We start from the raw sequence: 21559 nt of genomic DNA, 5'->3' as shown, positions 1-21559 counted from the left end.
ACCTTGTCAGCTGGTACGGTTGGTCTTGGGTAACAGGGGCGATATTTCTTCCCGGTTCAACAGCGCAATCTGCAAGACCTCCGGTGAAGCCGCCTGGTCATCCAGCAAGCCCAGGCGCTTGAGCGTGTAGAAGAGCAAAGCCTGCCTGCATTCGAGCTCCACGCTTCCGTCCGTCATGCCGTAGTCCAGCTCAATCACCTTCTTGGCGGCTGGCGAAAGGTCAGTGCATGGCCCAAGTTTCAAAGTGACTATCCGATGCCACGCCTCATCCTCAGATGCGTCCACGGCTTCCAGCACGGTTGACTTCACTTCCAGGATTCGAGCCACAACGAAGTCCAGGAACTGCTCTCGCCGGTGGCAGAAGGCCCTGATATGCCACCGAAACCCGTCATGAGCAACCGCATGAGCGGACTCCGGGTCAGGCGGACCTCCTGTCGTTCGCGCTCATCACGGGCGAGCACCTTCCCGTGGTGCTGGCAGTGGGGCACGGTCCATGCGTCAAACCCCTGCGGCCAGAAAGCCTGGATGCATGGCGCAACCCCGACACCAAAGACTTGCGAGGGGCGTATCGCTTGCTGGAGGACCGTCAACCCGTGGCTTTCAGCCACACCCTTGTGGGATGAGGTGCTTCTAGTCCAGGGCCTGAACTGAGAGTGTCGCGCCCGGACTGGACATGTTCGATGTCGGCATGAAGCAGGTGCGAGATGTGACCGTGGGCTCGACACCAGAAGTCAAGAACATCCTAGACCCCGCTCTACGTGTTATTTCCCAAGTGACTGCTGAAGCTTCCTCGCGTGCTTCAAGAGTGACTGGGTAAGGCTTGCTTCACTGTCGACAAAGCGCTGCGTCGGCACAGGAATTGAGATGGCGGCCAGCTCCCCTGAAGGGCTCCGAATGGCTGCAGACACAGCCGAAATGCCGATGGAGTTCTCTTCTCGGTCGTAGGCAACTCCAGCCTTCCGTATGGCTTCAATTTCTCGCTCCAGCATCTCCCAGGAGGTGATGGTGTTCGGCGTCGCGGGCAGGAGCTTGATGCGACGCTTCAGGCGGTCAATTTCGCTGTCTTCCATCGAGGCCAGAACAGCCTTCCCATTGGCCGATGAATGTAGAGCGAAGGACAAACCCACCGCAGAGACAGCGGTCAGTCGATGCGTGCCAGCGACTTGGTCTATGAACACAACCTTGTCTTGGTCAACCAGAGAGAGGTCCACGGTCTCCCCGCACTCTTTTGCCAGCTCTTCCAGCGTTTTCCTTGCCACCTCTGCGATGTGGAATCGCGTCGACGCAGCAAGGGACAGAAGCGCGGGACCAAGACGAACTCCGCTGTAGGACGTGGCAGCCAACACAAAGCCTTCGTTGTCAAGCGCGTCAACGATGCGCTGAACCGTGGAACGAGGAAGGTCTACGGCCTTCGCCAGCTCGCCCAATGAGAGCCCATCAGGTCGGTGTTCTAGAGCTCGCAGTAGCGAAGCCATGCGCGCGATGACCTGAATGCCCTGGCGCTCCTGTGTCGGCGATTCACTCAATTCTTCAGTGGCCATCTGTCTCGCGTGAGAGGGGTTCACGGTGTTTGTTGAAAGGCGTGATTGACCTGAGCCTTTTCTTGCGCCCAGCAACGACAGCGAAGAGAGACGAGCCCTCACTTCATCGCGTGAGTTTTTCATCTTCTTCTCGGAAGTCCGCAGTTTAGGGCAAGCGTTTTTTTCATCGTTTCAACCTCTCGTATGGGGACTACAGAGCACTACGTAGACCACACCTTCGCGCCCCCAGCCTCCACGGCAAGACGGGCGGTTCGTAGGGAAAACACCAATGTGTTCGCACTCAACTTTAACCACAATGCGATGCAACTGTACCGCCAGGCGGTTAAGTAAAAACCCTGTATCGACTCGATTCGCAGCAAAAAGTCGGGTGGAGCAGGTTCTTCAAACCTTTAAGGAGCAGGCAATGACGATTAACGTCCGGGGCACCGATTACGAAGAGAACCTCAGCAACAAGATGGGGCTTCAGTTCTACGACTTGAGCCATCCGTGGGGTCTGGGGCAGCCCTGCTGGCCCTACTTCGAAGACGTGAAGATTGAGCGTCTTCACAGCATGGCCAGGTCGGGCGTGCTGACTCAAAAAATCACGACCGTGATGCATTCGGGCACGCACATCGACGCCCCAGCTCACGTGGTCGAAGGAACGGCCTTCATGGATGAGGTGCCGCTGCCTCACTTCTTCGGTACAGGTGTTGTGGTGTCCATCCCAAAGGGGAAGTGGGAAGTCATCACGGCTGAGGACCTTGAGAACGCCTCACCTCAAATCCGCGAGGGCGACATCGTCATCGTCAACACCGGTTGGCACAAAACCTATGGCGACAACCGCCAGTACTACGCCTACTCCCCGGGCTTCTACAAGGACGCCGGCGAGTGGTTCGCCAAGAAGAAGGTGAAGATGATTGGCACCGATACCCAGGCGCTGGACCATCCCCTGGGTACCGCCATCGGCCCCCATGGCCCAGGTTGGCCCAACGGTCTCCTGCCCGATGTGAACCGTGAGTACGAGCGCGAAACCGGTCGCAAGGTCATTGATGACTTCCCGTATTGGGAGCCCTGCCACCAGGCCATCCTCAAAGAAGGTATCTGCGGCATCGAAAACGTCGGTGGCGAAATCGACAAGGTCACTGGCATGCGTGTGACGTTTGCTGCCTTCCCGTGGCGCTGGACCAAAGGCGACGGTTGCATCGTTCGCTTGGTTGCCATCGTCGACCCGTCCGGTCAGTACCGCATCGAGTCGGGCAAATAAGGGGCTTGAGATGAAGGTAACCCGCTTCGCCGACGCAAAGCCCTACGTGGCTCCGAACCACTACGAGATGGTGTCCCTGCGCCTGCAGGGATTTGAGGCAGACGGTCCCGAGAAATTCTGGACAGGGCTGTCGCACTTTCTACCAGGTGGCGGAGCGGGTCCTGATTCGTCTCCTCTTGAAAAGGTCTACGTCCTTCTGTCCGGCGAGCTCACTGTCCGAGCAGCAGGACAGGAAATCGTCCTTGGCCCGATGGACAGCTGCTGCATCCCGGGTGGAGAAGAGCGTGAAGTGAAAAACACAGGCAACCACGTGGCCTCGATGCTGGTCGTGATGCCCTACCCGGAGAGTTCGAAATGAGCGAAAACTGGCTCAAAAATCCGCAGTCACTTTTCGACGTGCGGGGCAAGGTCGCTGTCGTGACCGGTGCATCTGGCGCATTCGGGTCACTTGCCGCCAAGGTGCTGGCGGGTGCGGGCGCAAAGCTGGTGCTGGCAGCGGGCAACAAGGCCGCGCTTGAAGAGACCGCAGAAGCTTGCCGCGCATTGGGCGCAGAGGTGCGGACAATCGCAAAGCGTCCGAATACAGAAGCTGACTGCGAAAGCATCATCGCCGCCGCAGTAGAGGCTTGGAACCAGCTCGACATCCTTGTGGTGGGTTCGGGTTTGAACGACCCATGCCCCATCACCGAGATGGAACTCGAGCGCTTTGAGAGCGTGATGGATGGCAACGTCACCAGCACCTGGTTGCTCTGCAAGGCCTTTGGAAAAGAAGTCATCCCGCGCAACACGGGAGGCAAAGTCGTCTTGGTCTCATCCGCTCGCGGAAAGTTGGGGCATCCGGCTGGGTACACCGCCTATTGCGCCTCCAAGGCTGCGACCGATGGACTGACGCGTGCACTGGGCTGCGAATGGGGCAAGTACGGCATCACGGTCAACGCCATCGCGCCGACGGTATTCCGCTCGCCTTTGACTGCCTGGATGTTTGAGGATACGGAAAAAGCAAAGACAGTCAGAGATGGTTTCCTCGCACGTGTTCCGCTGGGCAGGCTGGGTGAACCGGAAGATTTGGCTGGTCCGCTGCTGTTCCTTTGCTCTCGCGCTTCAGCCTTCCACACCGGGCACACCGTCTACGCAGACGGTGGATACACCGCAGGTTGAACGCATGAAAAACAACGGACAAGTCGCCATCATCGGCGCAGGCCTGATGGGGCATGGAATCGCCCAGGTCTTTGCAAACGCGGGCCACCTCGTCATGGTCCATGACGTAAACGCAAGCAGCCTTGCGACCTTGCGCGGCCGAATTGCTCAGAACCTCAGCGACCTCGGCCAAGACGTTACTGCAGTCGAACGAGTATTTCCCGTCGAGGACTTTGGTGAGTGCGTCACGGGTGCGAGCGTTGTCTTTGAAGCAGGCCCGGAAGACCTCGAGTTCAAACGAAAGGTGTTCCAGCGGCTTGAACTGATGGCGCCGAGAACGGCGCTCTTGGCAAGCAACACATCGGTGATGCCCATCACCGACATCATGCGGGGCCTTGAGACGGGTGACCGGGCAATGGGCACCCATTGGTGGAACCCTCCCTATCTGGTGCCCTTGGTTGAGGTGGTCAAGACCGCCGACACGAACCAAGCATATGCACAGCAGATGTTTGACCTTCTCAAAGCCGTAGGGAAGACACCCGCGATGGTTGAGAAAGATGTCGCTGGCTTCATCGGAAACCGTCTGCAGCATGCCTTGTGGCGCGAGGCGATTTCACTGGTGGAAAACGGTATCTGCGACGCCGAAACAGTCGACACGGTCGTCAAGGCCAGCTTTGGTCGGCGTTTGCCAGTGATTGGCCCGCTGGAGAACGCTGACCTGGTGGGTCTCGACCTCACGTTGGCGATTCATCAAACCGTGTTGCCGGCCATCGAACACACACCGGGTCCTTCGCCCTACCTCAAGCAGTTGATTGCCGATGGTCGCATGGGCATGAAGACAGGTGAGGGATTCCGCAAATGGACAGCAGGGGAGCAGGCGGACCTTCGACTGCGTGTGCTCAACCACCTCAAAGCAATGAACGCGGCCGAAGGCCGTTGAAGGAGAAAACTCGTGGCCAAGAAATCCAAAAAAGTCATCATCACTTGTGCGGTAACGGGTGCCATTCACACACCCTCGATGTCACCATACCTGCCGCTCACGCCTGCAGACATTGCATCGCAGGCCATTGACGCTGCTAACGCTGGCGCGTCCATTCTTCATCTGCATGCACGAGACCCGAAAGATGGCCGGCCCAGCGCTGACCCGGACATCTTTGCTGAAATCCTGAGCCCCATCAAGGCGGCAACAGATGCGGTCATCAACATCACCAGTGGTGGCTCCACCAAGATGACTCTTGCGGAGCGCCTGGCGCCGCCGTTGCGGTTCAAGCCAGAGATGGCCTCTCTGAACATGGGTTCGATGAACTTCTCAATCCACCCTGTCGCCAACAAGATTAAGGACTGGAAGTACGACTGGGAGCAGGCATACGTCGAAGGAACCGAAGACATCATCTTTCGGAACACTTTCAGGGATATCCGTCACATCCTGAAAGACTTGGGTGATGGCTGCGGAACGCGCTTTGAGTTCGAGTGCTACGACGTCGGGCACCTCTACAACCTAGCGCACTTCGTCGATGCAGGCTTGGTGAAGCCGCCGTTCTTTGTCCAGACCATCTTTGGCATCTTGGGCGGCATTGGCCCTGACCCGCAGAACGTCACGTTCATGCGAGAGACCGCCAACCGGCTCTTTGGCGATGACTACGAGTGGTCAGTATTGGGTGCAGGCCGCCACCAAATGTCACTCCTCACCTATGCGGCCATTCAAGGCGCCAACGTGCGAGTCGGTCTGGAAGACAGCATCTACCTTGGCCGCGGCCAGATGGCCGAAAGCAATGCAGCACAGGTCACCAAGATTCGCCGAATCCTTGAAGACCTTGGATACGAAATCGCCACACCAGCGGAAGCGCGAGAGATGCTGGCTCTCAAAGGTGGCGACAACGTCGCGTTCTGACCTAACGACAACTGACCAGGAGACATAGATGAAAAAGAAGTTCATTCCGGCCGCATGCGTCGCAGCGCTCTCAGCTGCTTTCGTCCAGACCGCATCGGCACAAAACGCAGATGGCGGTGCAGACGACAAGGGAGGTTTCTCACCTTTCGAGTCAATTGAGCAAGCAACAGGCATCAAGGTGCACGGATTTGCTCAAGTCGGATATTCCCGCAACAACAACACAACGTCTGAGCAAGCCAAGAAAGGGCACACCAACTTTCCGGTGGTCGGCCCGAGTGACGAGGGTTTGCAGTTGAACGCTATCCAACTTGCGTTTGACAAGCCGATGCGCTCGAACATTCTTCCTCGGATTACGCCCTTGCCAGGACCCGTGCCATGGGAGTTCTCGTGGGGATTCCACGGTGAACTTCTCTATGGACGAAACGGTCTGCCGGCTCAGATGCTGGGCTTGGACTCCAAATGGAGCGTGAACGAGACTGACGCTGGTGTCATTCCGGGAAGCAATCATCAGAACTACCTGGCCATGCCACAGTTGTATGGCGAGTTCTACTTTCCTGTCGCTCAGGGAATGACCCTGATGGTCGGTCGGTTTGGTACCGGTGTCGGTCGAGACATCCCGCCGGAATGGCGGCCTGGCCCAAACTTCTTCTACTCAAAGACCTACGCCATGGTTTCCCAGCCAGACCAGGTTGCAGGCGCACTGGTCTCTGCAAACCTCTTGCGCAATGAAAGCGGATTTCTAGCGGGCGAACTCGGTGTGGTCAACGGCCGCCAGAACTGGAAAGACAACAACAGCGACAAGAGCCTGCTTGGCGCATTGCGGTGGCGAAGTGGTGACATGCAAACCTGGGTCGACTACAGCTTCATGCATGGCAATGAACAAAACTCGCCTGGTGCAGCACCTCAGATGCCCATTGCTCGGCTCATCTCCCCCCGAGGCCAGATGCGCGACCACCACTCATTGGCACTGGTGCTGAATCCTGCGGATGCCTGGCAGGTCAAAGGTGAAGTCCTCTACGGGAAGCAGGCTGGCGACGGAAAGATGGACACCGTCGACGTCTTGACTGGCCCAGGGTTCTCAGGCGGCTCCTACTCCGGTTTGAACGCTCAGATTCAGTACAAGGCCAGTCCAGTTCTGCAATACGGCGTGCGCTTTGAAACCTTCAAAGACAGCAAGGGTGTCGCTCTTTTCCCGGTGACGGCAGCACCCAGCACGTTCAACGCCGTGACCCTGGGACTGCGCTACGACCTCAACAAGAGCGTCGTCTTGCGCTCAGAACTCCGACACGACTGGCAGTCCGGTAGCCCTGTGAAGGCCTTTGGCGGTGGTACTGCGAAAAAGCAAACCACTCTGTCGGCTGACATGCTCGTTTATTTCTGAAGAGTAACCACCCATCCGTTCACACATCAACTACGGCAGGAGACAAACATGAACCCCATCTACAAGAACACATTGAAGGCACTCTCTATCAGCATGTTGGTAGGTGCTGCAGTATCGGCAATGGCTGCGGACGAAATTGTTATCGGCGCGTCCATTCCTCTGTCCGGCCCCCTGGCTGGTTTCGGGCTCTATCAAAAGTGGGGATACGAGACGGCGGTCAACGACCTGAACAAAGCAGGTGGTATCACGGTCGATGGCAAGAAAGTCACGGTCAAGCTTGTTGTCCGTGACGACAAGACGGACCCCAACGTCACCGCCAGCAACACGGAAACCTTGATTTCCCGAGACAAGGCTGTGGCCATGTTGGGCTCGTGCACCCCGGCGCTGGTCAACGCTGGTGCGTTGGTTGCTGAGCGCCGCAAGGTGCCGCTGGTGGCAGGCTGCGACCCTTTGCAAGCGTTCAAATCGGTGCGTAAGTGGCAATACGCCTGGGTGATGTTCTTTGACGAAACCGAGCTGGCAACTGCACCCTTTCGCATGATGTCGGACCTCAATCTGCAGACCAACAAGAAGGTTGTCGTCCTGGCTGACAACGGGCCGGACGGTACGCTGGTTGGGGGGAAGATTTGGCCGGAGACGGCCAAGGCCGGAGGGTATACGGTCGTTCAGAACACATCGTTCCCCACGGACTCCCAACAGTTCACCTCCATGGTTGCTGAAGCGAAGTCGAACGGAGCAGACGTTGTGCTCGTGGATGCCATTCCGCCTCAAGCAATTGCCATGAGAAAGCAGATGGCCTCTGCTGGGTACACGCCCAAAATTCTGGTGATGGAAAAGGGAGCAGAGCCTGAGTTCTTCGCGCAGGCCACCGGCAAACTCGCAAATGGAGTCCTTGTCGGTGGCTACTGGGACCCCAGCTTCCCCTATCCGGGTGCAGCTGACTTGGCAAAGCGCTTCGAGTCTGAAACCAAGCAGACCCAAAGCCAGCACATTGCTGACTCTCACGCAGCTGCTCAGGTTCTCTTGGATGCCATTGCTGCAGCAGGTACAACCGACCGCGAAAAAATCAACGCAGCCATCGCCAAGACCAACAAAAGCTACGTCATTGGTCCGGTGAAATTCGATTCTTTCAACACCTCGGCCATTCCTGTGACAGTGATGCAGTGGCAAAACGGCAAGGCAGTTGTTGTGTGGCCGAAAGACCGCGCGAACGGCAAGTTGTTGTTCCCTCTCCCTGAATCGAAGTAAGTCGACTGTTGCCACCAGCGGAGCGGACATGCCAAATTTCGATGTAGTTGTCAGCAGCCTGGCTTCGGGCTTCCTCCTCGGGGGAATCCTGGCCTTGATTGCCCTTGGACTCTCAATTTCTCTGGGTGTCATGCGGCTGGTCAACCTGGCGCATGGCGAGCTCCTGGTGTGCGGTGCGTACCTGAGCTATTTTCTGTTGAGCTATGCCGGCATCGACCCCATCATCGGCTTGCTGCTGGTGGGAGCCATCATGGCTGCCATTGCCTTGCCCTTCCAGCGGCTGTTGATAGCACCGTTGGCGGGCAAGGGCATGGAGGCCCCAATGATGACCATGTTCGGGGTTTCCATCATCTTGCAGAACGTGCTCCTTCTTGCTTTTTCGGCAGACACAAGAGCTATCGAAGCCCCATATGCCGCCCGACCTTTGAGCATCGGTCCCATCACGGTTTCAGAAATCTATGTGATTGGATTCGTTGTCTCGGTAGTTCTGGTGGGGTGCGTTCACCTGCTCGTCACGAGAACAGCCTTCGGTCGTGAACTCCGGGCGAGTTCAGCCGATGCAACGGCTGCGTCCGTGATGGGTGTGGATGTCAAGCGGGTGCACGCGTTGACTTTTGCTCTTGGTGCTGCCTGTGCGGCGATGGGTGGCGTACTCATCGGAACAGCCTTCTCATTCACGCCTAGCACCGGCGCTACCTACCTGCTCATCAGCTTCGCAGTGGTGGTCTTGGGCGGTGTCGGCAACATTTTCGGGACATTGATTGCAGGTATTGCCATGGGGCTGCTGCAAAGCCTGGGAGCGGTGGTTTTTGGAGACGGCTATCGCGACCTGGTCGGTCTCGTGTTGTTCCTGCTGGCATTGGCTCTTCGGCCGCAGGGTATTTCAATGTCGGGAGGTCGGTGATGCTCGTCTCAAATCACGAACCAACACCTTCATCGTTTGAACTGGCAAAAATGTCTCGTCTTTCTGCGTACCTATTTTTGCCAGCATGCCTGGTCGCACTTGCGGTCAGCGCTCCGGCGATGTCGGACTATGCGCTGGAAATTGGCTTCAGGCTGCTCTTGCTCATCACCTTGGCCGAAGCATGGAACCTGCTCGCAGGCTATGGCGGGCTGGTTTCCTTGGGGACTGCATCGTTCGTCGGCATCGGTGCCTACGCACTCACTGGCTTGATGAACAAAGTCGGTGTCCCTTTCTATCTCGCGATACCCGCCGCCGGCATGGCAGCGGCATTGCTTGCGTTGACCGTGTCGCGAGCGGTTTTCCGTCTTCGCGGGCTCTACTTCACGGTGGGAACGCTGGCACTTGCAGAGGCGCTGCGCATGTTCATGGTGAACTACAGCGGGTTTGGTGGAGCCTCTGGTTTGTTCCTGAGTGTTGACCCACCAGGATTGCTCGACTTGTTCTGGATTGCGCTGGCCATTTTTGCAGTGACATCCCTGGCGATGACAGCTGCCACCAGCTCCCGCTTCTCGATACTGCTCAGGGCTGTGCGTGATGACGAAGATGCTGCAGCGCAAATCGGGGTTCGTCCATTTCGAATCAAGCTCATCGCCTTCCTGGTAGCCAGCTTCCTGATGGGTATGGCAGGCGCGCTTCAGGGCCTCAAGGTGGGGGCTGTTGAGCCCTACGGCATGTTCGGTATCCAGTGGACAGTCAACGTACTCTCCATCGTCATCATCGGAGGTCAGGGACTGCGAGCGGGCCCCATAGTGGGCGCTCTGTTTGTTGTGTTGCTCTCGGAACTTTTGGCTGATTACCCTGCCTTGCATCTGGCCATCACGGGTCTCATTCTGATTGTCGTGATTCGCTTTGCACCCAAGGGACTCGTTGGGTTGTTCCAACGACGTCAACGTGCACTCGGAGGCACACAATGAACGGCCCCCTTATCGTTGCTGAAGGCTTGGTCAAAAAGTACGGAGGCGTTGTTGCGACAGACAACGTATCGCTCGAGCTTGGCCGAGGTCAAGTCATGGGAATCATTGGTCCCAATGGAGCGGGAAAGTCGACCCTGATTGGTTTGCTGGGCGGCGCGCTGACGCCGAGCCAAGGTCGCATCGTTTTCAATGGCGAGGATGTGACGGAGCTATCTGCCTCCCACCGGGCTCGGCTAGGCATCGGCCGCACATACCAGATACCACGACCGTTCCTCGACATGACCGTCCGCGAGAACCTTCTGGCTGCCCGTTTTTCATTGCACCCATTCGAAGCGGGTGCCAAGGCTCACCAGGCTTGCAACGCAATCCTGGAAAGATGTGGCCTTGCCGATGTGGCCGACCTCAACGGGCGGGACATGCCTTTGCTGCGTCGCAAGCGGCTTGAGGTCGCACGCGCCTTGGCACTCGAGCCCAAGCTTCTACTGCTTGATGAAGTTGGGGCTGGCCTGGTCGACTCTGAGGTGAGCGAGCTCATTGAGTTGATTAAGTCGCTGCGACATGATGTTGATGGAATCATCATCATTGAGCACGTCCTGCGTGTGGTTCGCGAGTGCTGCGAGCGACTTCTTGTCATCAACTTTGGCAAGAAATTTGCAGAGGGTGCGACGTCGGAGGTAATGGCCAGTGACGAGGTTGCCGCTGTGTACTTGGGGACTGCTCATAGTGACAAAAAGCCGGCGCAGCCCATAAGCAAGGATTCGGGAGGTCTAGGCGCATCTAAGCCATCGCATGCGGGCGCTGTTTCGGGGCTCGTTGGAGCAACCGGCATGGAAGCGGGTGCGGCAACACAGCCAATTCTTGAGTTACGTGGCGTGCATGCGGGATATGGACAGGCGCGAGTCTTGAACGGTATTGACCTTCAGGTTCGTCCTGGTCAGGTGGTCGCGATTCTCGGAACCAACGGTGCTGGCAAAACCACGTTGTCTCACGTCATCAGCGGAACCATACGTCCCACGGAGGGGCAGATTTTGGTTGATGGCGTTGATGTCACTGGTGCCCCGTCTCACAAATTTGCTCGCCTGGGATTGGCTCAATGCATGGAGGGGCGGCGCATCTTCGCTCCGCTGACTGTTGAAGAAAACTTGTTGCTCCCCGCACGCAGTGTCGCTGCACACGACCGGGCAGAGCGCTTGGAACGTGTTTACACGCTCTTTCCTGACCTGAAGAAGATGCGCCTGAACGGGGGAACGTCCATGTCGGGCGGGCAGCAACAGATGTTGGCCATTGGTCGCGCTCTGATGTCACGCCCTCGCATGGTCCTGTTTGATGAAATCAGCCTCGGGTTGGCTCCCATCATGATGGACCGACTTTATGAAGCTCTCTTTGAGCTTCGCCAAGCGGGATTGACCATGCTGATTGTTGAGCAAGATGTCGAGCGAGCGTTGGAGCTCGCAGACGATGTTCATGTGATGGAGCATGGGCACTTCGCACTTTCTGGGACAGCCAAGGCGATTCGGGAAGACCCGCGCCTGAGGCATCTCTACATTGGTACAGCAGATTAACAAGGAGATAGATATGCAACTCAACGAAGTGAACCGATTGCTGGACCCGACGCCAATGCCGCTTGAGACGGGATATGAGCGATTGCCCGATGGTGTTTTACACGTTGCATGTCGCACAGACTTGCACGGGTGTACCGGTGAAATGTTTGAGTGGTGGTTCCGGTCACGTCCAGATACTCAGCAGTATGTCTGGTGGCATCCAGTGGACCATGTGTTCAGCGACTGGATTGGTGGGAGCACGGATACGCACGTCGGTTCAATTCACAAAGTGGAGGAGTACTTCACTGGATTGCCCGCAGAAAAGCTGCTCATTCAGTTCCGCTCAAACGACGAGTTTTTCGATGCGTCGGCGTACGCTGCAGCACGCAAGGATGGGCGCGTGACGGGCTCCGTGTGTGGTCGTGTCGGTATGAGCTGGGAGGCTCCACGTCTTCCAGATGACAGAATTCTTGGAGGTCGACTGCTGCACATCACTCGAGATACCCCATGGGGGTGCGCTCTGAGAAGTCACTTCTATCTCGGCCAGGACCTACCTTCAATTGGAAAGTCAGCTCAAGAAGTTGAAGAAATAGTGCCTGATGCACTGGGCATCGCCTTGCTGCAGCATTGCTACAACGAGTTCACGTTCCTTTCGCGCTTCCTACCTTCTCTGTTCATCGCAGAAAACCGGAAAACGCATGCTGTGAACGTGCCGTGGTAACGAGCTAGACCACTCTTGCACTCCTCGTGAATCGCGCGATGGAGTGTTTGTAGTCTGCGCCCAGCCTTCCTGTGCGAAGCCGTGCGTTGCTGTTGTCTTCCCCACCTACTTGCAGTGCCGGCGACCTCCTATGGGACCCTCCCAGCATCGACTTGCCTTGGCGTTGCTATGGGTGACTCCAGCTATATGGTCTTCAAACTACATCATCGCTCGAGCTGCTTCAGGGGTGGTTTCACCACACACTTTGGCGCTTGGTAGATGGCTGCTGGTCTTTCTGCTGCTGCTTCCGTTCGTATGGACCGACAGAGCGAGCATCCATGCTGCATGGAAGACCGAATGGCGGCGGATGTTGATTCTTGGCGGCCTCGGCATGTGGGTCTGTGGCGCTTTTGTGTATATCGGCGCACAGGGGACATCGGCGACCAACATCGGATTGATATACGCAGCAACTCCCGTGGGGATAGCTCTCATGAGCAAATGGGTTCTCAAAGAGAGTTCGAGCGGAGCGCAACAGGCTTCACTTGCAATGGCACTGCTCGGTGTGTTGGTCGTGATTGGTCAAGGCAACCCGCTCAACCTGCTTCTCGTTCGTTTTGCATGGGGTGATATCTGGATTTTGGTTGCTGCAGTTTCGTGGGTGGCCTATACGGTGCTTCAGCAGCGTTGGCCTTCAGAGCTCTCATCTCAATCGCGCCTCTGGTGTATCACTCTTGGAGGACTGGTCGTTCTATTTCCTTTCACCCTCCTTGAGTACTTCTTGGTGCCGCCGCCGCCCCTGTCTGCCAAAGCCATCATCCTGGTGGCGCTCGCCGGGATTCTCCCTGGCTTCCTCTCGTATCAAGCCTACACATTGATGGTGCGTGAGTTGGGTGCTTCGAAGGCGGGTGTGGTGATGTATCTAAGCCCCATCTACGCTGCTTTCACAGCTTGGTGGTTCCTCAATGAGGCCCCCCAGTGGTTTCACGCCCTTGGCGCTTCACTCATCTTGCCAAGCGTCTACATCGCAACGACAAAGAGGTCATCTCATGAACATTAACCGTCGCTCCAAAAACATCACCGAGGGCATTGCACGGGCCCCCAACCGTTCGATGTACTACGCCATGGGGTACACATCAAGTGACTTCGGCAAACCAATGATTGGTGTGGCCAACGGCCACTCGACCATTACCCCCTGCAACTCCGGGCTCCAAAAGCTCGCGGATGCGGCCATCAATGCGCTGATTGCCTGCAACGCAAATCCGCAGGTCTTCGGCACACCGACCATCAGCGACGGTATGGCGATGGGGACCGAAGGGATGAAGTACTCACTGGTCTCGCGCGAAGTAATTTCCGACTGTGTGGAGACTTGTGTCGGTGGACAGTGGATGGATGGAGTGCTTGTCATCGGCGGATGTGACAAGAACATGCCGGGTGGACTGATGGGGATGCTCAGGGCAAACGTGCCAGCAATCTATGTCTACGGTGGAACGATTCTCCCTGGCAAGTACAAGGGGGAAGACTTGAACATTGTCAGCGTGTTTGAGGCCGTGGGTCAGTTCACAGCCGGGAAGATGACGGAGGAGGACTTCTGTCAAATCGAACGTCGTGCAATCCCCGGAAGTGGTTCGTGTGGTGGTATGTACACCGCCAACACCATGTCCTCAGCTTTTGAAGCTCTGGGGGTCAGCATGCCCTACAGCTCGACCATGGCGAATGTGCACGACGAGATTGTTGAGGCGACAAAACTTGCAGCAAAAACGTTGGTCGAAGCGGTGAAACGTGACCTCAAGCCGAGAGACATCGTTACCCGTAAAAGCATAGAAAACGCGGTTGCAGTCATCATGGCCACAGGTGGCTCCACCAACGCTGTTCTTCATTTTCTGGCAATCGCCCACGCGGCTCAAGTTGAGTGGTCCATCGATGACTTCGAGCGCATGCGGAAGAAGATTCCTGTGCTTTGTGACCTCAAGCCCAGCGGGAGATTTTTGGCTGTTGATTTGCACACGGCGGGGGGTATCCCAGCCGTGATGAAAGTGTTGCTTGATGCCGGGTTGCTCAACGGGGACTGCATAACCATCACTGGGAAAACAGTGGCAGAGAACCTTGCCAACATCCCGCCTCTTCGGTCTGACCAAGACGTCATTCGTCCAATCGCCAATCCGATGTACGCAGAGGGGCACTTGGCCATCTTGCGCGGCAATCTGTCACCGGAGGGAAGCGTGGCGAAGATTTCGGGATTGAAGAATCCAGTGATTACTGGACCAGCAAGGGTGTTTGATGATGAGCAAGCTGCACTTGCATCCATCATGGCCAAGAACATCAATCCAGGTGACGTCATGGTTCTTCGGTACCTGGGTCCAAAGGGCGGCCCAGGCATGCCTGAGATGCTTGCTCCCACCAGTGCACTCATCGGACAGGGACTCGGCGAAACTGTGGGTCTCATCACCGATGGCCGCTTTTCAGGCGGGACTTGGGGAATGGTGGTTGGACACGTTGCGCCCGAGGCCTATGAGGGCGGAGCCATAGCGCTTGTCCAAGAGGGTGATTCGATAACCATCAATGCGCACACCTTGACTCTGCAGTTGCATGTTTCTGACACTGAGCTGCGCGAGCGAAGGGCCAACTGGAAGCAGCCCGAACCACGGTACAAGAGGGGGGTACTGTCCAAGTTTGCGAGGAATGCCTCAAGTGCCAGCACCGGCGCAGTTCTGGATGGGGATTGACCGAGCCAACTCATGGGGTCGGCTGCACTTGCTCGCATGAGCGCGTGCTGAAGTGCCACCTGGACCGGACCGAGAAAGAGGACTTGAGCATCGAGCTCAATCACATGAAGGGCCGCCAGGTGGAGCCCAAAAATTCAAGGGGACCACCGACATACTGCCTCAGGCTCGGCAGCGAGACGTTCAATTTACTTGCGCTTGAGCGTTACCTGCGGACGCTTTTGGTCAGGTGCTGTGCTCAGCTCTTTAGACGATGTTGCGCAGAGGTCAGTTCGCAACACCGAATGAGTCTTCTCAAGACACACTAAATGAGAACGCATTGAGTGTGTATGCGACCATCGCGTAGTACCCGATGACACCGACAACCTCCACCAGAGTTACCTCTCCCAACTGAGAAGATGCTTTGGAGTAGGTGGTCTCTTGCAGCGTCTTTGTGTCCAGTAGTTCGATGGTCACATCTGCAAGCAATCGCTGCCGTGACGTTGCCAAGGGCGGCACTCCGCCGGTTCGAATAGCTGCAATTACCTCGCTTGAAAGGCCAGCTTTCTGCGCTATCGGCTCGTGAATTTGTTGCTCTGCAGTACATGCATAGTGAGCGGCAACGTACAGGATGAGTAGTTCAGTCTCTACATGTGACAAGTTCGTACCGAACCGACAGAAGGCCCCTAGCTTTTGAGCTGGGTCCGCCAAACCAGGGCTGAGCAGCCAAGCCAAGAACGGACCTTCGACATTGCCTCGGGTACGAACGATGTCCTCGAAAACCAGTTGCTGAGCCGGAGTCAAAAGACTCGGCTCAGGAAGTTTGAGTCGAGATTTCATGGTCAGTATTGTTCGGGCTCTTGGCCGTGTGTCGTCATTGAGGCTTGACTCCGGAGGCAGTGATGATTTTTGCCCAACGCTCGGTCTCTCCGACGACCCATGCCTGTGCATCGTCTGGTGATTTACTGGGGGTGATGATGGTGGAGGATTTGGCCAAGGCCTCCTTGACGTCGTCACGCTTGAGGGAGTCATTCAAGGCCTTGTGGAGCTTTCTGACGACTTGAGCAGGTGTTTCCGACGGCACAAAAAGCGCTTGCCAGGAACTCGTCAGATTCCCCAATCCCGCTTCGGCAGCCGTAGGGACATCGGGAAGCTCGGGAAGACGGTGGGGTGTGGAAACCGCATAAGCGCGAAGTTTGCCGCTGGTGACCAATGGCAGTGCACCTCCCAGATTGACCAATCCCAAGTCGATTTGCCCGCCAATCAGCGCCGCGAAGCCGGGGCCTGCTCCCCCACTGAAGGGTACAGCGAGCATCTTGATGCCGGCAAATCGTTCGAGTTCCACCATATCGAAATGAGGGCCGCTGGCAACACCTGGCAACCAATAGGTCACTCTCTCCGGATTGGCCTTGGAGAAGGCTAGGAACTCTCGCCCAGTCTTAGGTGCAAAGTTCGTACTTGCAACCAGTACCGACGGTGTCAGTCCTATCAGCCCGAAGGCAGTCAACTCTTTGCTCGGCACCACCTGAAGTCGGTCTGCATAACTGGTCTGGTTCATTGCGTTCGTGGAAATGTTTCCGAGCAGAAGCGTGTAACCGTCCGCAGCCGAGCGCACGACATGGGTCAGCGCGATGTTGCCAGCTGCGCCGGGCTTGTTCTCGACCACGACCGGTTGACCGAGGATTTGGCTCATGGCCAGTGCCAGAGGCCGTGCGATGGCGTCGCTCGCACCCCCAGGTGCAAAGGGAACAATGATTTTGACCGGCTTGCTTGGGAAGTTGTCCTCCGCGCTTGCCAATGTTGTTGCGATGCCCAGCGCTACAGCTGTGGCCAGGGTGATTAGCTTTTTCATGTCGTCTCCTAGTGGTTATGTGAACGAGAAAATATCGCGGTCAATCGCGCGATGAGTGGGGAATGTTTTCCGCAAATGAACTCCATGCAGCAGCAAATGCTTTTGGGCATTCAACCGCTGATTGATGTGCGGCCGGAAGCAGAACCAACTTGGCTCCACTGATGCTGGAAACGAGTTGCTGAGCCTCCATCGGAGTAGTGGCAGAGTCCTGCTCTCCAGCGACCACGAGTGTCGGCACGTGGATGCGATGCAGAAGATGCAACTGAGAAAGGTCTCTCACCAAAGCGGCGCATCCGATAAAACCATCCACGGATGTTGTCGTCGCGATTGAACGCATCTTCGACACTTCAAGCGAATTCGACCCCAAGAAGCCCGGCGTGAACCATCGCTTCAGGGTGGGTTCGACCAGCGGAAGAAGGCCTGTCCCACGTGCTGCGGTCAAGCGCTCCTCCCAAGACTGGGGGGTACCTTGCACTGCCGTTGTGTTGGCCAGCGTTAGCGAGTGAAGGCGTGCGCTGTGGTGGGCGCCTACCCATTGGCCAAGCATCCCTCCTAACGATGAGCCGACAAAATGAACCCGCTCAATGTTCAACTCGTCTAGAAGGGCAATGGCGTCCAGAGCGAGCTCTGGCATCGCATACGGAAGTTGACCAACGGTCGTCGACCCGTGCCCCCGGAGGTCATATCGCAGTACCCGCCAACGCTGCGACAAGAGTTCGGCAACGCCGTCCCACATGACATGAGAGGTCAGAATCCCGTGTGCCAACATGACAACAGGGGAGGCCTCGGGCTCGTCCATCCGAAATCGGACATCGAGGTCCCGGACTCGAACTGTTTGAAGCCCGTTCATCTCAAGCCACCACGGCCTGTTCCTGGTGTTCCGAACGGGCAATGGCTGCGTTGACCCTGGGCATCACCTCTTCAGCCATCAGCGTCATGGAGCGCTTTGAGAGGACTGGGTCGACCCAGTCGTGGCATGCGTACAGCAGCGTGCCGAAGTCACCAATCTGTTCTCGGAAGTTCAAGATTTGCTCGACGACACTATCCACAGTGCCTGCGATGACCAGTTTGTCGGTGACATACTCGGGCGTGATTTCACTGTCTGGCTGACTTTGGTCCAACTTGAAAAGGTTGGAGCGACCGGAGAAGCCGACCAGTTTGCGCACGAGCTGCTTGAAGTAGAAGTGGTAGGGCCCTTCCACACTTTTGCCGTAGCGCTGTGCAGTGTTTTCGTTGTCGGCCACGAAGATGGATTTGGCAACGCGCCACTCTGATGCAGAGGCTTTGGCACCTACTGCCTCACGACCTTCCACATACTTTGGCCAATGGGTCTTGACCCATTCGGGCAACAAAAAGTTGGCAGATATGGGTTGCCAGCCTCGTTTTGCCATCTCCGTCACACCTTGTGAAAAAGGCGCGACTGCGGTGCCCACGATTCGGGGATGAGGTCTTTGATAAGGCTTGAGAATCAGACCTTGTCCGATTTCGGGAATGGCGGTGTTCATGGTGGACACCTTGAAGAACTCACCTTCCAAATCAAGCGGGCCGTCGGTCTCCCAGATTTTTAGAATTTGATTGATGCTCTCGACGAAGATGGCATTGCGATTCTTTTGGTGGTTGCCAAAGACCTCTGCGTCCGACATCAGGCCACCTGGGCTGATGCCCATGATGAATCGTCCCTTGAGAATGTGGTCCAACATCGCCACCTGAGCCGCAACTGCTGCAGGGTGGGTGTTCGGGAGATTGATGGTCCCGGTACCCAGAACAATGTTGCGGGTGTCGTGCGCGAGAGAAGACAAGAACATGAGGCAGGACGTCACGTTCTCAGCAATGTCCGTGACATGCTCACCCACATACGCTTCGCAGTAGCCCAACTCGTCTGCGAGCAAGATAGCTTCCCGGTCCTCAGCAAGAGTCTCCCAGGCGTTTCGGCCAGGGGGGTGAAGCGGCATCATGAAAGTACCCAGTTTCATTGGAATCTCCGTATCGTGTTTGTCAAGCCGCAAGCGGTATCGCTGCAGCCGTAAGTCGTTGGGTAATGGACGTCGAGCATCCGAGCAGGCCAGTGCATAGACGACTGTTTTCTTCGATATCGATTCGGCCGGCGGCGCCGATAGCTGTCAGCGCAAGCACCATCGCTCCAGATGGGTCGAAAACAGGCACGCTGACAGCACTGATGGCGGTTCCATAGAGAGCCTGGAACTCATCTGTTCCTACCAATCGCACGACACCTGCAGCTCGAAATTCCGCGAGACGCTGCGGGAGCTGCTCAACGTCAAGGAAATGCGATTCGTTTCCGAGCTCGGCCAGTTCTGCATCCAGGAAGTCTGCAGTGAGGTCGCGCGGAAGCCAGGTGGCAAATGCAAGTCCTGTGGCGGATGTGTGCATCGGAAGCACCAAGCCAGTTCGCAGCTTTTCACTGATAGGCTGCGAAGATTCTTCCCAGCGAATCATGGTGGGCCCATGGTTGCCCCATACCCCTAGCCCCAAGGTCTGGTCAAGCTCGTGTGACAGCTCAACCATTGCACGAGTGGCAAGGCGTATGGCCGTAAGCTGGGCAACATTGCAGGCCCCCTTGTCTTTGCGTGATACCCCCAGGTCATGCGGCCCCGCCATCAAGTAGCGCCCGTCGCCGAAGACCAAGGGCTGGCTTGGATGACGTGCAATGCGCTCCACCTCTCCGAGAAACACCACGTGGTCACCGCCTGGGTAGGTTTGGACGCGGCGGCATTCAAGATGTGCGGAGCAACCTTGGATAAGTGGGACTCCACCAAGTCCGGCTATCACAGATGTCTCGGCAAACTTGTCAACGTTTGCGCGGGAGAAGCGGTTGGATATGGCTACTTGGTCGTCGGAGAGGATGTTGACGGCGAACCTCTCTGCTTCATTGAACACAGGGTGGCTCGGTGACGTCTTGGATTGGCTCCACAAGATGAGAGGTGGGTCGAGCGAGACTGAGCTGAAAGAATTCACGGTAAGGCCGTGAAAAGCACCCTTGGAGTCCACGGTTGTGATGACCGTCACTCCTGTAACGAAAGTCCCCAGCACTTGGCGGAGTTGCTTTGCGTCGAACGGACTGTCGAACTGCGGCATGGCTTAGCCCTCAACTCGCTCAATGCCACCACTCTGCGCCGAGCGGAAGATGGCTTCCAAAGCGCTGACATTGGCAATCATCTGCTCGCGCGGCACGGGGTATGGCACTCGACCAAGCGCGGCATCTGCGAATGCCTCAAGGTTGAGCAGCACGGCCGGCGCTGGCGGGATGTCCACTGACTTCAAACGCTGGCCCCGCAGACAGGTGGTCAAAGTCCAACCCTCTGGAGCTTCCGGATGTGTCTTGTCGCGCACCTCTGCCCATCCTTGGGAACCGTACACAGCAAAGCGGCCGGCGAAGGGAGTCGCCAAGATGGCGCTGATGAGGGCGTGCCCGCCGCGTTTGAAGGTGACCAGAGCCGCCAGCGTGTCACCGTTTGTCAATGGGCTTCCGAGTTGTTTCACGCTGGCATGGACGGTTTCCGCCTCACCGAAAACACCCACAGCCAAGTCCAGCAAATGGATGCCCGTTGCGGTCATGGGGCCAGCCGGCGACTCCTTGCCCGACAGGCGCCAGTTGTCTTTGGCGAGTGCCAAGAACTTGTCTTGGCTGAAGTTCGCTTCAACCTGGAGGGGCGTACCCAAGGCGCCTTCCTTGAGCAGACGCATGATTTCCTGGATGGGCGGCTCGAAACGTTTTTCATGACCCACAGCCAGCGCTACGCCCGCCTTGTCAACAGCTTCTATTGCCTTCAAAACGTCCGCACGCGTCATGGACAACGGCTTTTCGCAGAAGACATGTTTGCCTGCACGCGCTGTGGAAAGGATTTGCTCGGTATGCTGCGTGTGAGGCGTACAGAGCACTACCCCTTGGACTGAATCGTCTCGTAGCGCTTCTTCAAGGCTGGTCGAGAAACGGATTCCCCGCTCAAGTGCAAACGCTCGTCCTACTTCGCTGACGTCCACGACGTGGACGACCTTGAGCTTCTGTCCCTGGGAGAGTAGGTCCACGATGATTCGGCCCCACCATCCAAGGCCAATGACTGCGACGTTCAACATGGTTCAGCCAATCCTGTGGCCAACGCCGTCGACGATGCTCTTGGCAGAAATCACCTCGGAGTCTTCAATGATTTCGACCTTGTGGGGAACGTTTGGCGGGATGTGAACCGCTTCACCTGGGCCGACTTCGAAGACTTCTCCGTTCAGCGTGACGCGGCTTCGCCCAGAGAGGATGATGGAAATCTGCTCGTGGGGATGCGAGTGCATCTGCGCACCTTCACCGGCCTTGTACTTGAGCACGCCGATTTCAATGTGCTCGCCTGTGATGAGCTTCCCGAAAGCGCTTGAATGCTTCGGTGTGACGAACTCGTCCTTGACGTCCTGCAGGGTGATGTGTGCCATTGCGTGTCTCCGAA

General features: G+C 56.9%; 22 protein-coding genes. 13 read left to right on the top strand and 9 right to left on the bottom strand.

The genetic code is table 11. The annotated features are described in order from the left end of the window. Window positions 1-6: 6 nt before the first annotated feature. On the bottom strand, window positions 7-309 hold the full coding sequence (locus IM738_RS16310; protein ID WP_236962071.1) for a hypothetical protein: 303 nt from the start codon (window positions 307-309) through the stop codon (window positions 7-9). A 452-nt stretch (window positions 310-761) separates the two neighbouring features. Then, entirely contained in the window at window positions 762-1664 is a 903-nt protein-coding gene (locus IM738_RS16305) for an IclR family transcriptional regulator (protein WP_236962070.1), read from the bottom strand. 280 nt (window positions 1665-1944) lie between these two features. On the opposite strand from IM738_RS16305, the gene IM738_RS16300 reads away from it, so the two are divergent. From IM738_RS16300 to ilvD, 13 genes are all read left to right on the top strand, one after another. Further along, the gene (locus IM738_RS16300) at window positions 1945-2784 is read left to right on the top strand and encodes a cyclase family protein (protein WP_236962067.1); all 840 of its coding nucleotides are present in this window, start codon (window positions 1945-1947) and stop codon (window positions 2782-2784) included. 10 nt (window positions 2785-2794) lie between these two features. Continuing rightward, window positions 2795-3142 (top strand): cupin domain-containing protein, encoded by a 348-nt coding sequence (locus IM738_RS16295; RefSeq protein ID WP_236962066.1) that lies wholly within the window; start codon window positions 2795-2797, stop codon window positions 3140-3142. Further along, window positions 3139-3942 (top strand): SDR family NAD(P)-dependent oxidoreductase, encoded by an 804-nt coding sequence (locus IM738_RS16290; RefSeq protein ID WP_236962065.1) that lies wholly within the window; start codon window positions 3139-3141, stop codon window positions 3940-3942. Before IM738_RS16295 ends, IM738_RS16290 begins: the two co-directional genes overlap by 4 nt. A gap of 4 nt (window positions 3943-3946) precedes the next feature. Further along, a complete protein-coding gene (locus IM738_RS16285) occupies window positions 3947-4861 on the top strand; it encodes a 3-hydroxyacyl-CoA dehydrogenase family protein (RefSeq protein ID WP_236962063.1) in 915 nt (304 codons plus the stop codon). Window positions 4862-4873: 12 nt separating this feature from the next. Then, the gene (locus IM738_RS16280) at window positions 4874-5812 is read left to right on the top strand and encodes a 3-keto-5-aminohexanoate cleavage protein (RefSeq protein WP_236962062.1); all 939 of its coding nucleotides are present in this window, start codon (window positions 4874-4876) and stop codon (window positions 5810-5812) included. 28 nt (window positions 5813-5840) lie between these two features. Further along, a complete protein-coding gene (locus tag IM738_RS16275; protein WP_236962060.1) occupies window positions 5841-7193 on the top strand; it encodes an outer membrane beta-barrel protein in 1353 nt (450 codons plus the stop codon). A 48-nt stretch (window positions 7194-7241) separates the two neighbouring features. Beyond that, window positions 7242-8441 carry an amino acid ABC transporter substrate-binding protein gene (locus IM738_RS16270; RefSeq protein ID WP_236962058.1) on the top strand — a complete coding sequence of 400 codons (1200 nt, stop codon included), beginning with the start codon at window positions 7242-7244 and terminating at the stop codon, window positions 8439-8441. Between the two features lie 28 nt (window positions 8442-8469). After that, window positions 8470-9345 (top strand): branched-chain amino acid ABC transporter permease, encoded by an 876-nt coding sequence (locus tag IM738_RS16265; RefSeq protein WP_236962056.1) that lies wholly within the window; start codon window positions 8470-8472, stop codon window positions 9343-9345. Further along, window positions 9345-10319 (top strand): branched-chain amino acid ABC transporter permease, encoded by a 975-nt coding sequence (locus IM738_RS16260; protein WP_236962054.1) that lies wholly within the window; start codon window positions 9345-9347, stop codon window positions 10317-10319. Before IM738_RS16265 ends, IM738_RS16260 begins: the two co-directional genes overlap by 1 nt. Beyond that, on the top strand, window positions 10316-11881 hold the full coding sequence (locus tag IM738_RS16255; RefSeq protein WP_236962052.1) for an ATP-binding cassette domain-containing protein: 1566 nt from the start codon (window positions 10316-10318) through the stop codon (window positions 11879-11881). The genes IM738_RS16260 and IM738_RS16255 overlap by 4 nt, the downstream gene beginning before the upstream one ends. A gap of 13 nt (window positions 11882-11894) precedes the next feature. Then, entirely contained in the window at window positions 11895-12581 is a 687-nt protein-coding gene (locus IM738_RS16250) for a DAPG hydrolase family protein (RefSeq protein WP_236962050.1), read from the top strand. A gap of 157 nt (window positions 12582-12738) precedes the next feature. Next, window positions 12739-13617 (top strand): DMT family transporter, encoded by an 879-nt coding sequence (locus IM738_RS16245; protein ID WP_236962048.1) that lies wholly within the window; start codon window positions 12739-12741, stop codon window positions 13615-13617. Next, complete coding sequence (ilvD, locus tag IM738_RS16240) at window positions 13607-15283, top strand: dihydroxy-acid dehydratase (RefSeq protein WP_236962046.1); 1677 nt, start codon at window positions 13607-13609, stop codon at window positions 15281-15283. The genes IM738_RS16245 and ilvD overlap by 11 nt, the downstream gene beginning before the upstream one ends. Window positions 15284-15574: 291 nt before the next feature. Here the strand turns inward: ilvD and IM738_RS16235 are convergent, their stop codons facing one another. The 7 genes from IM738_RS16235 to IM738_RS16205 are packed head-to-tail and all read right to left on the bottom strand — an operon-like array spanning window position 15575 to window position 21545. Then, window positions 15575-16099 carry a carboxymuconolactone decarboxylase family protein gene (locus IM738_RS16235; protein ID WP_236962044.1) on the bottom strand — a complete coding sequence of 175 codons (525 nt, stop codon included), beginning with the start codon at window positions 16097-16099 and terminating at the stop codon, window positions 15575-15577. Between the two features lie 34 nt (window positions 16100-16133). Further along, a complete protein-coding gene (locus tag IM738_RS16230; RefSeq protein ID WP_236962043.1) occupies window positions 16134-17111 on the bottom strand; it encodes a Bug family tripartite tricarboxylate transporter substrate binding protein in 978 nt (325 codons plus the stop codon). A 40-nt stretch (window positions 17112-17151) separates the two neighbouring features. Next, on the bottom strand, window positions 17152-17910 hold the full coding sequence (locus tag IM738_RS16225) for an alpha/beta fold hydrolase (protein WP_272907667.1): 759 nt from the start codon (window positions 17908-17910) through the stop codon (window positions 17152-17154). Between the two features lie 52 nt (window positions 17911-17962). Then, window positions 17963-19084, bottom strand: coding sequence for an LLM class flavin-dependent oxidoreductase (locus IM738_RS16220; protein ID WP_236962042.1), 1122 nt, complete (start codon window positions 19082-19084; stop codon window positions 17963-17965). A 22-nt stretch (window positions 19085-19106) separates the two neighbouring features. Next, on the bottom strand, window positions 19107-20204 hold the full coding sequence (locus tag IM738_RS16215; RefSeq protein ID WP_236962041.1) for a flavin reductase: 1098 nt from the start codon (window positions 20202-20204) through the stop codon (window positions 19107-19109). A gap of 3 nt (window positions 20205-20207) precedes the next feature. Then, a complete protein-coding gene (locus IM738_RS16210) occupies window positions 20208-21203 on the bottom strand; it encodes a Gfo/Idh/MocA family protein (protein ID WP_236962040.1) in 996 nt (331 codons plus the stop codon). Window positions 21204-21206: 3 nt separating this feature from the next. Then, window positions 21207-21545 carry a cupin domain-containing protein gene (locus IM738_RS16205; protein ID WP_236962039.1) on the bottom strand — a complete coding sequence of 113 codons (339 nt, stop codon included), beginning with the start codon at window positions 21543-21545 and terminating at the stop codon, window positions 21207-21209. Window positions 21546-21559 lie beyond the last annotated feature (14 nt).

This window comes from Hydrogenophaga sp. SL48 (assembly GCF_021729865.1).
GTDB lineage: Bacteria > Pseudomonadota > Gammaproteobacteria > Burkholderiales > Burkholderiaceae_C > Hydrogenophaga.
The sequence above is the reverse complement of the archived record's forward strand: the minus strand, read 5'-3'. Positions and strand labels throughout refer to the sequence as shown.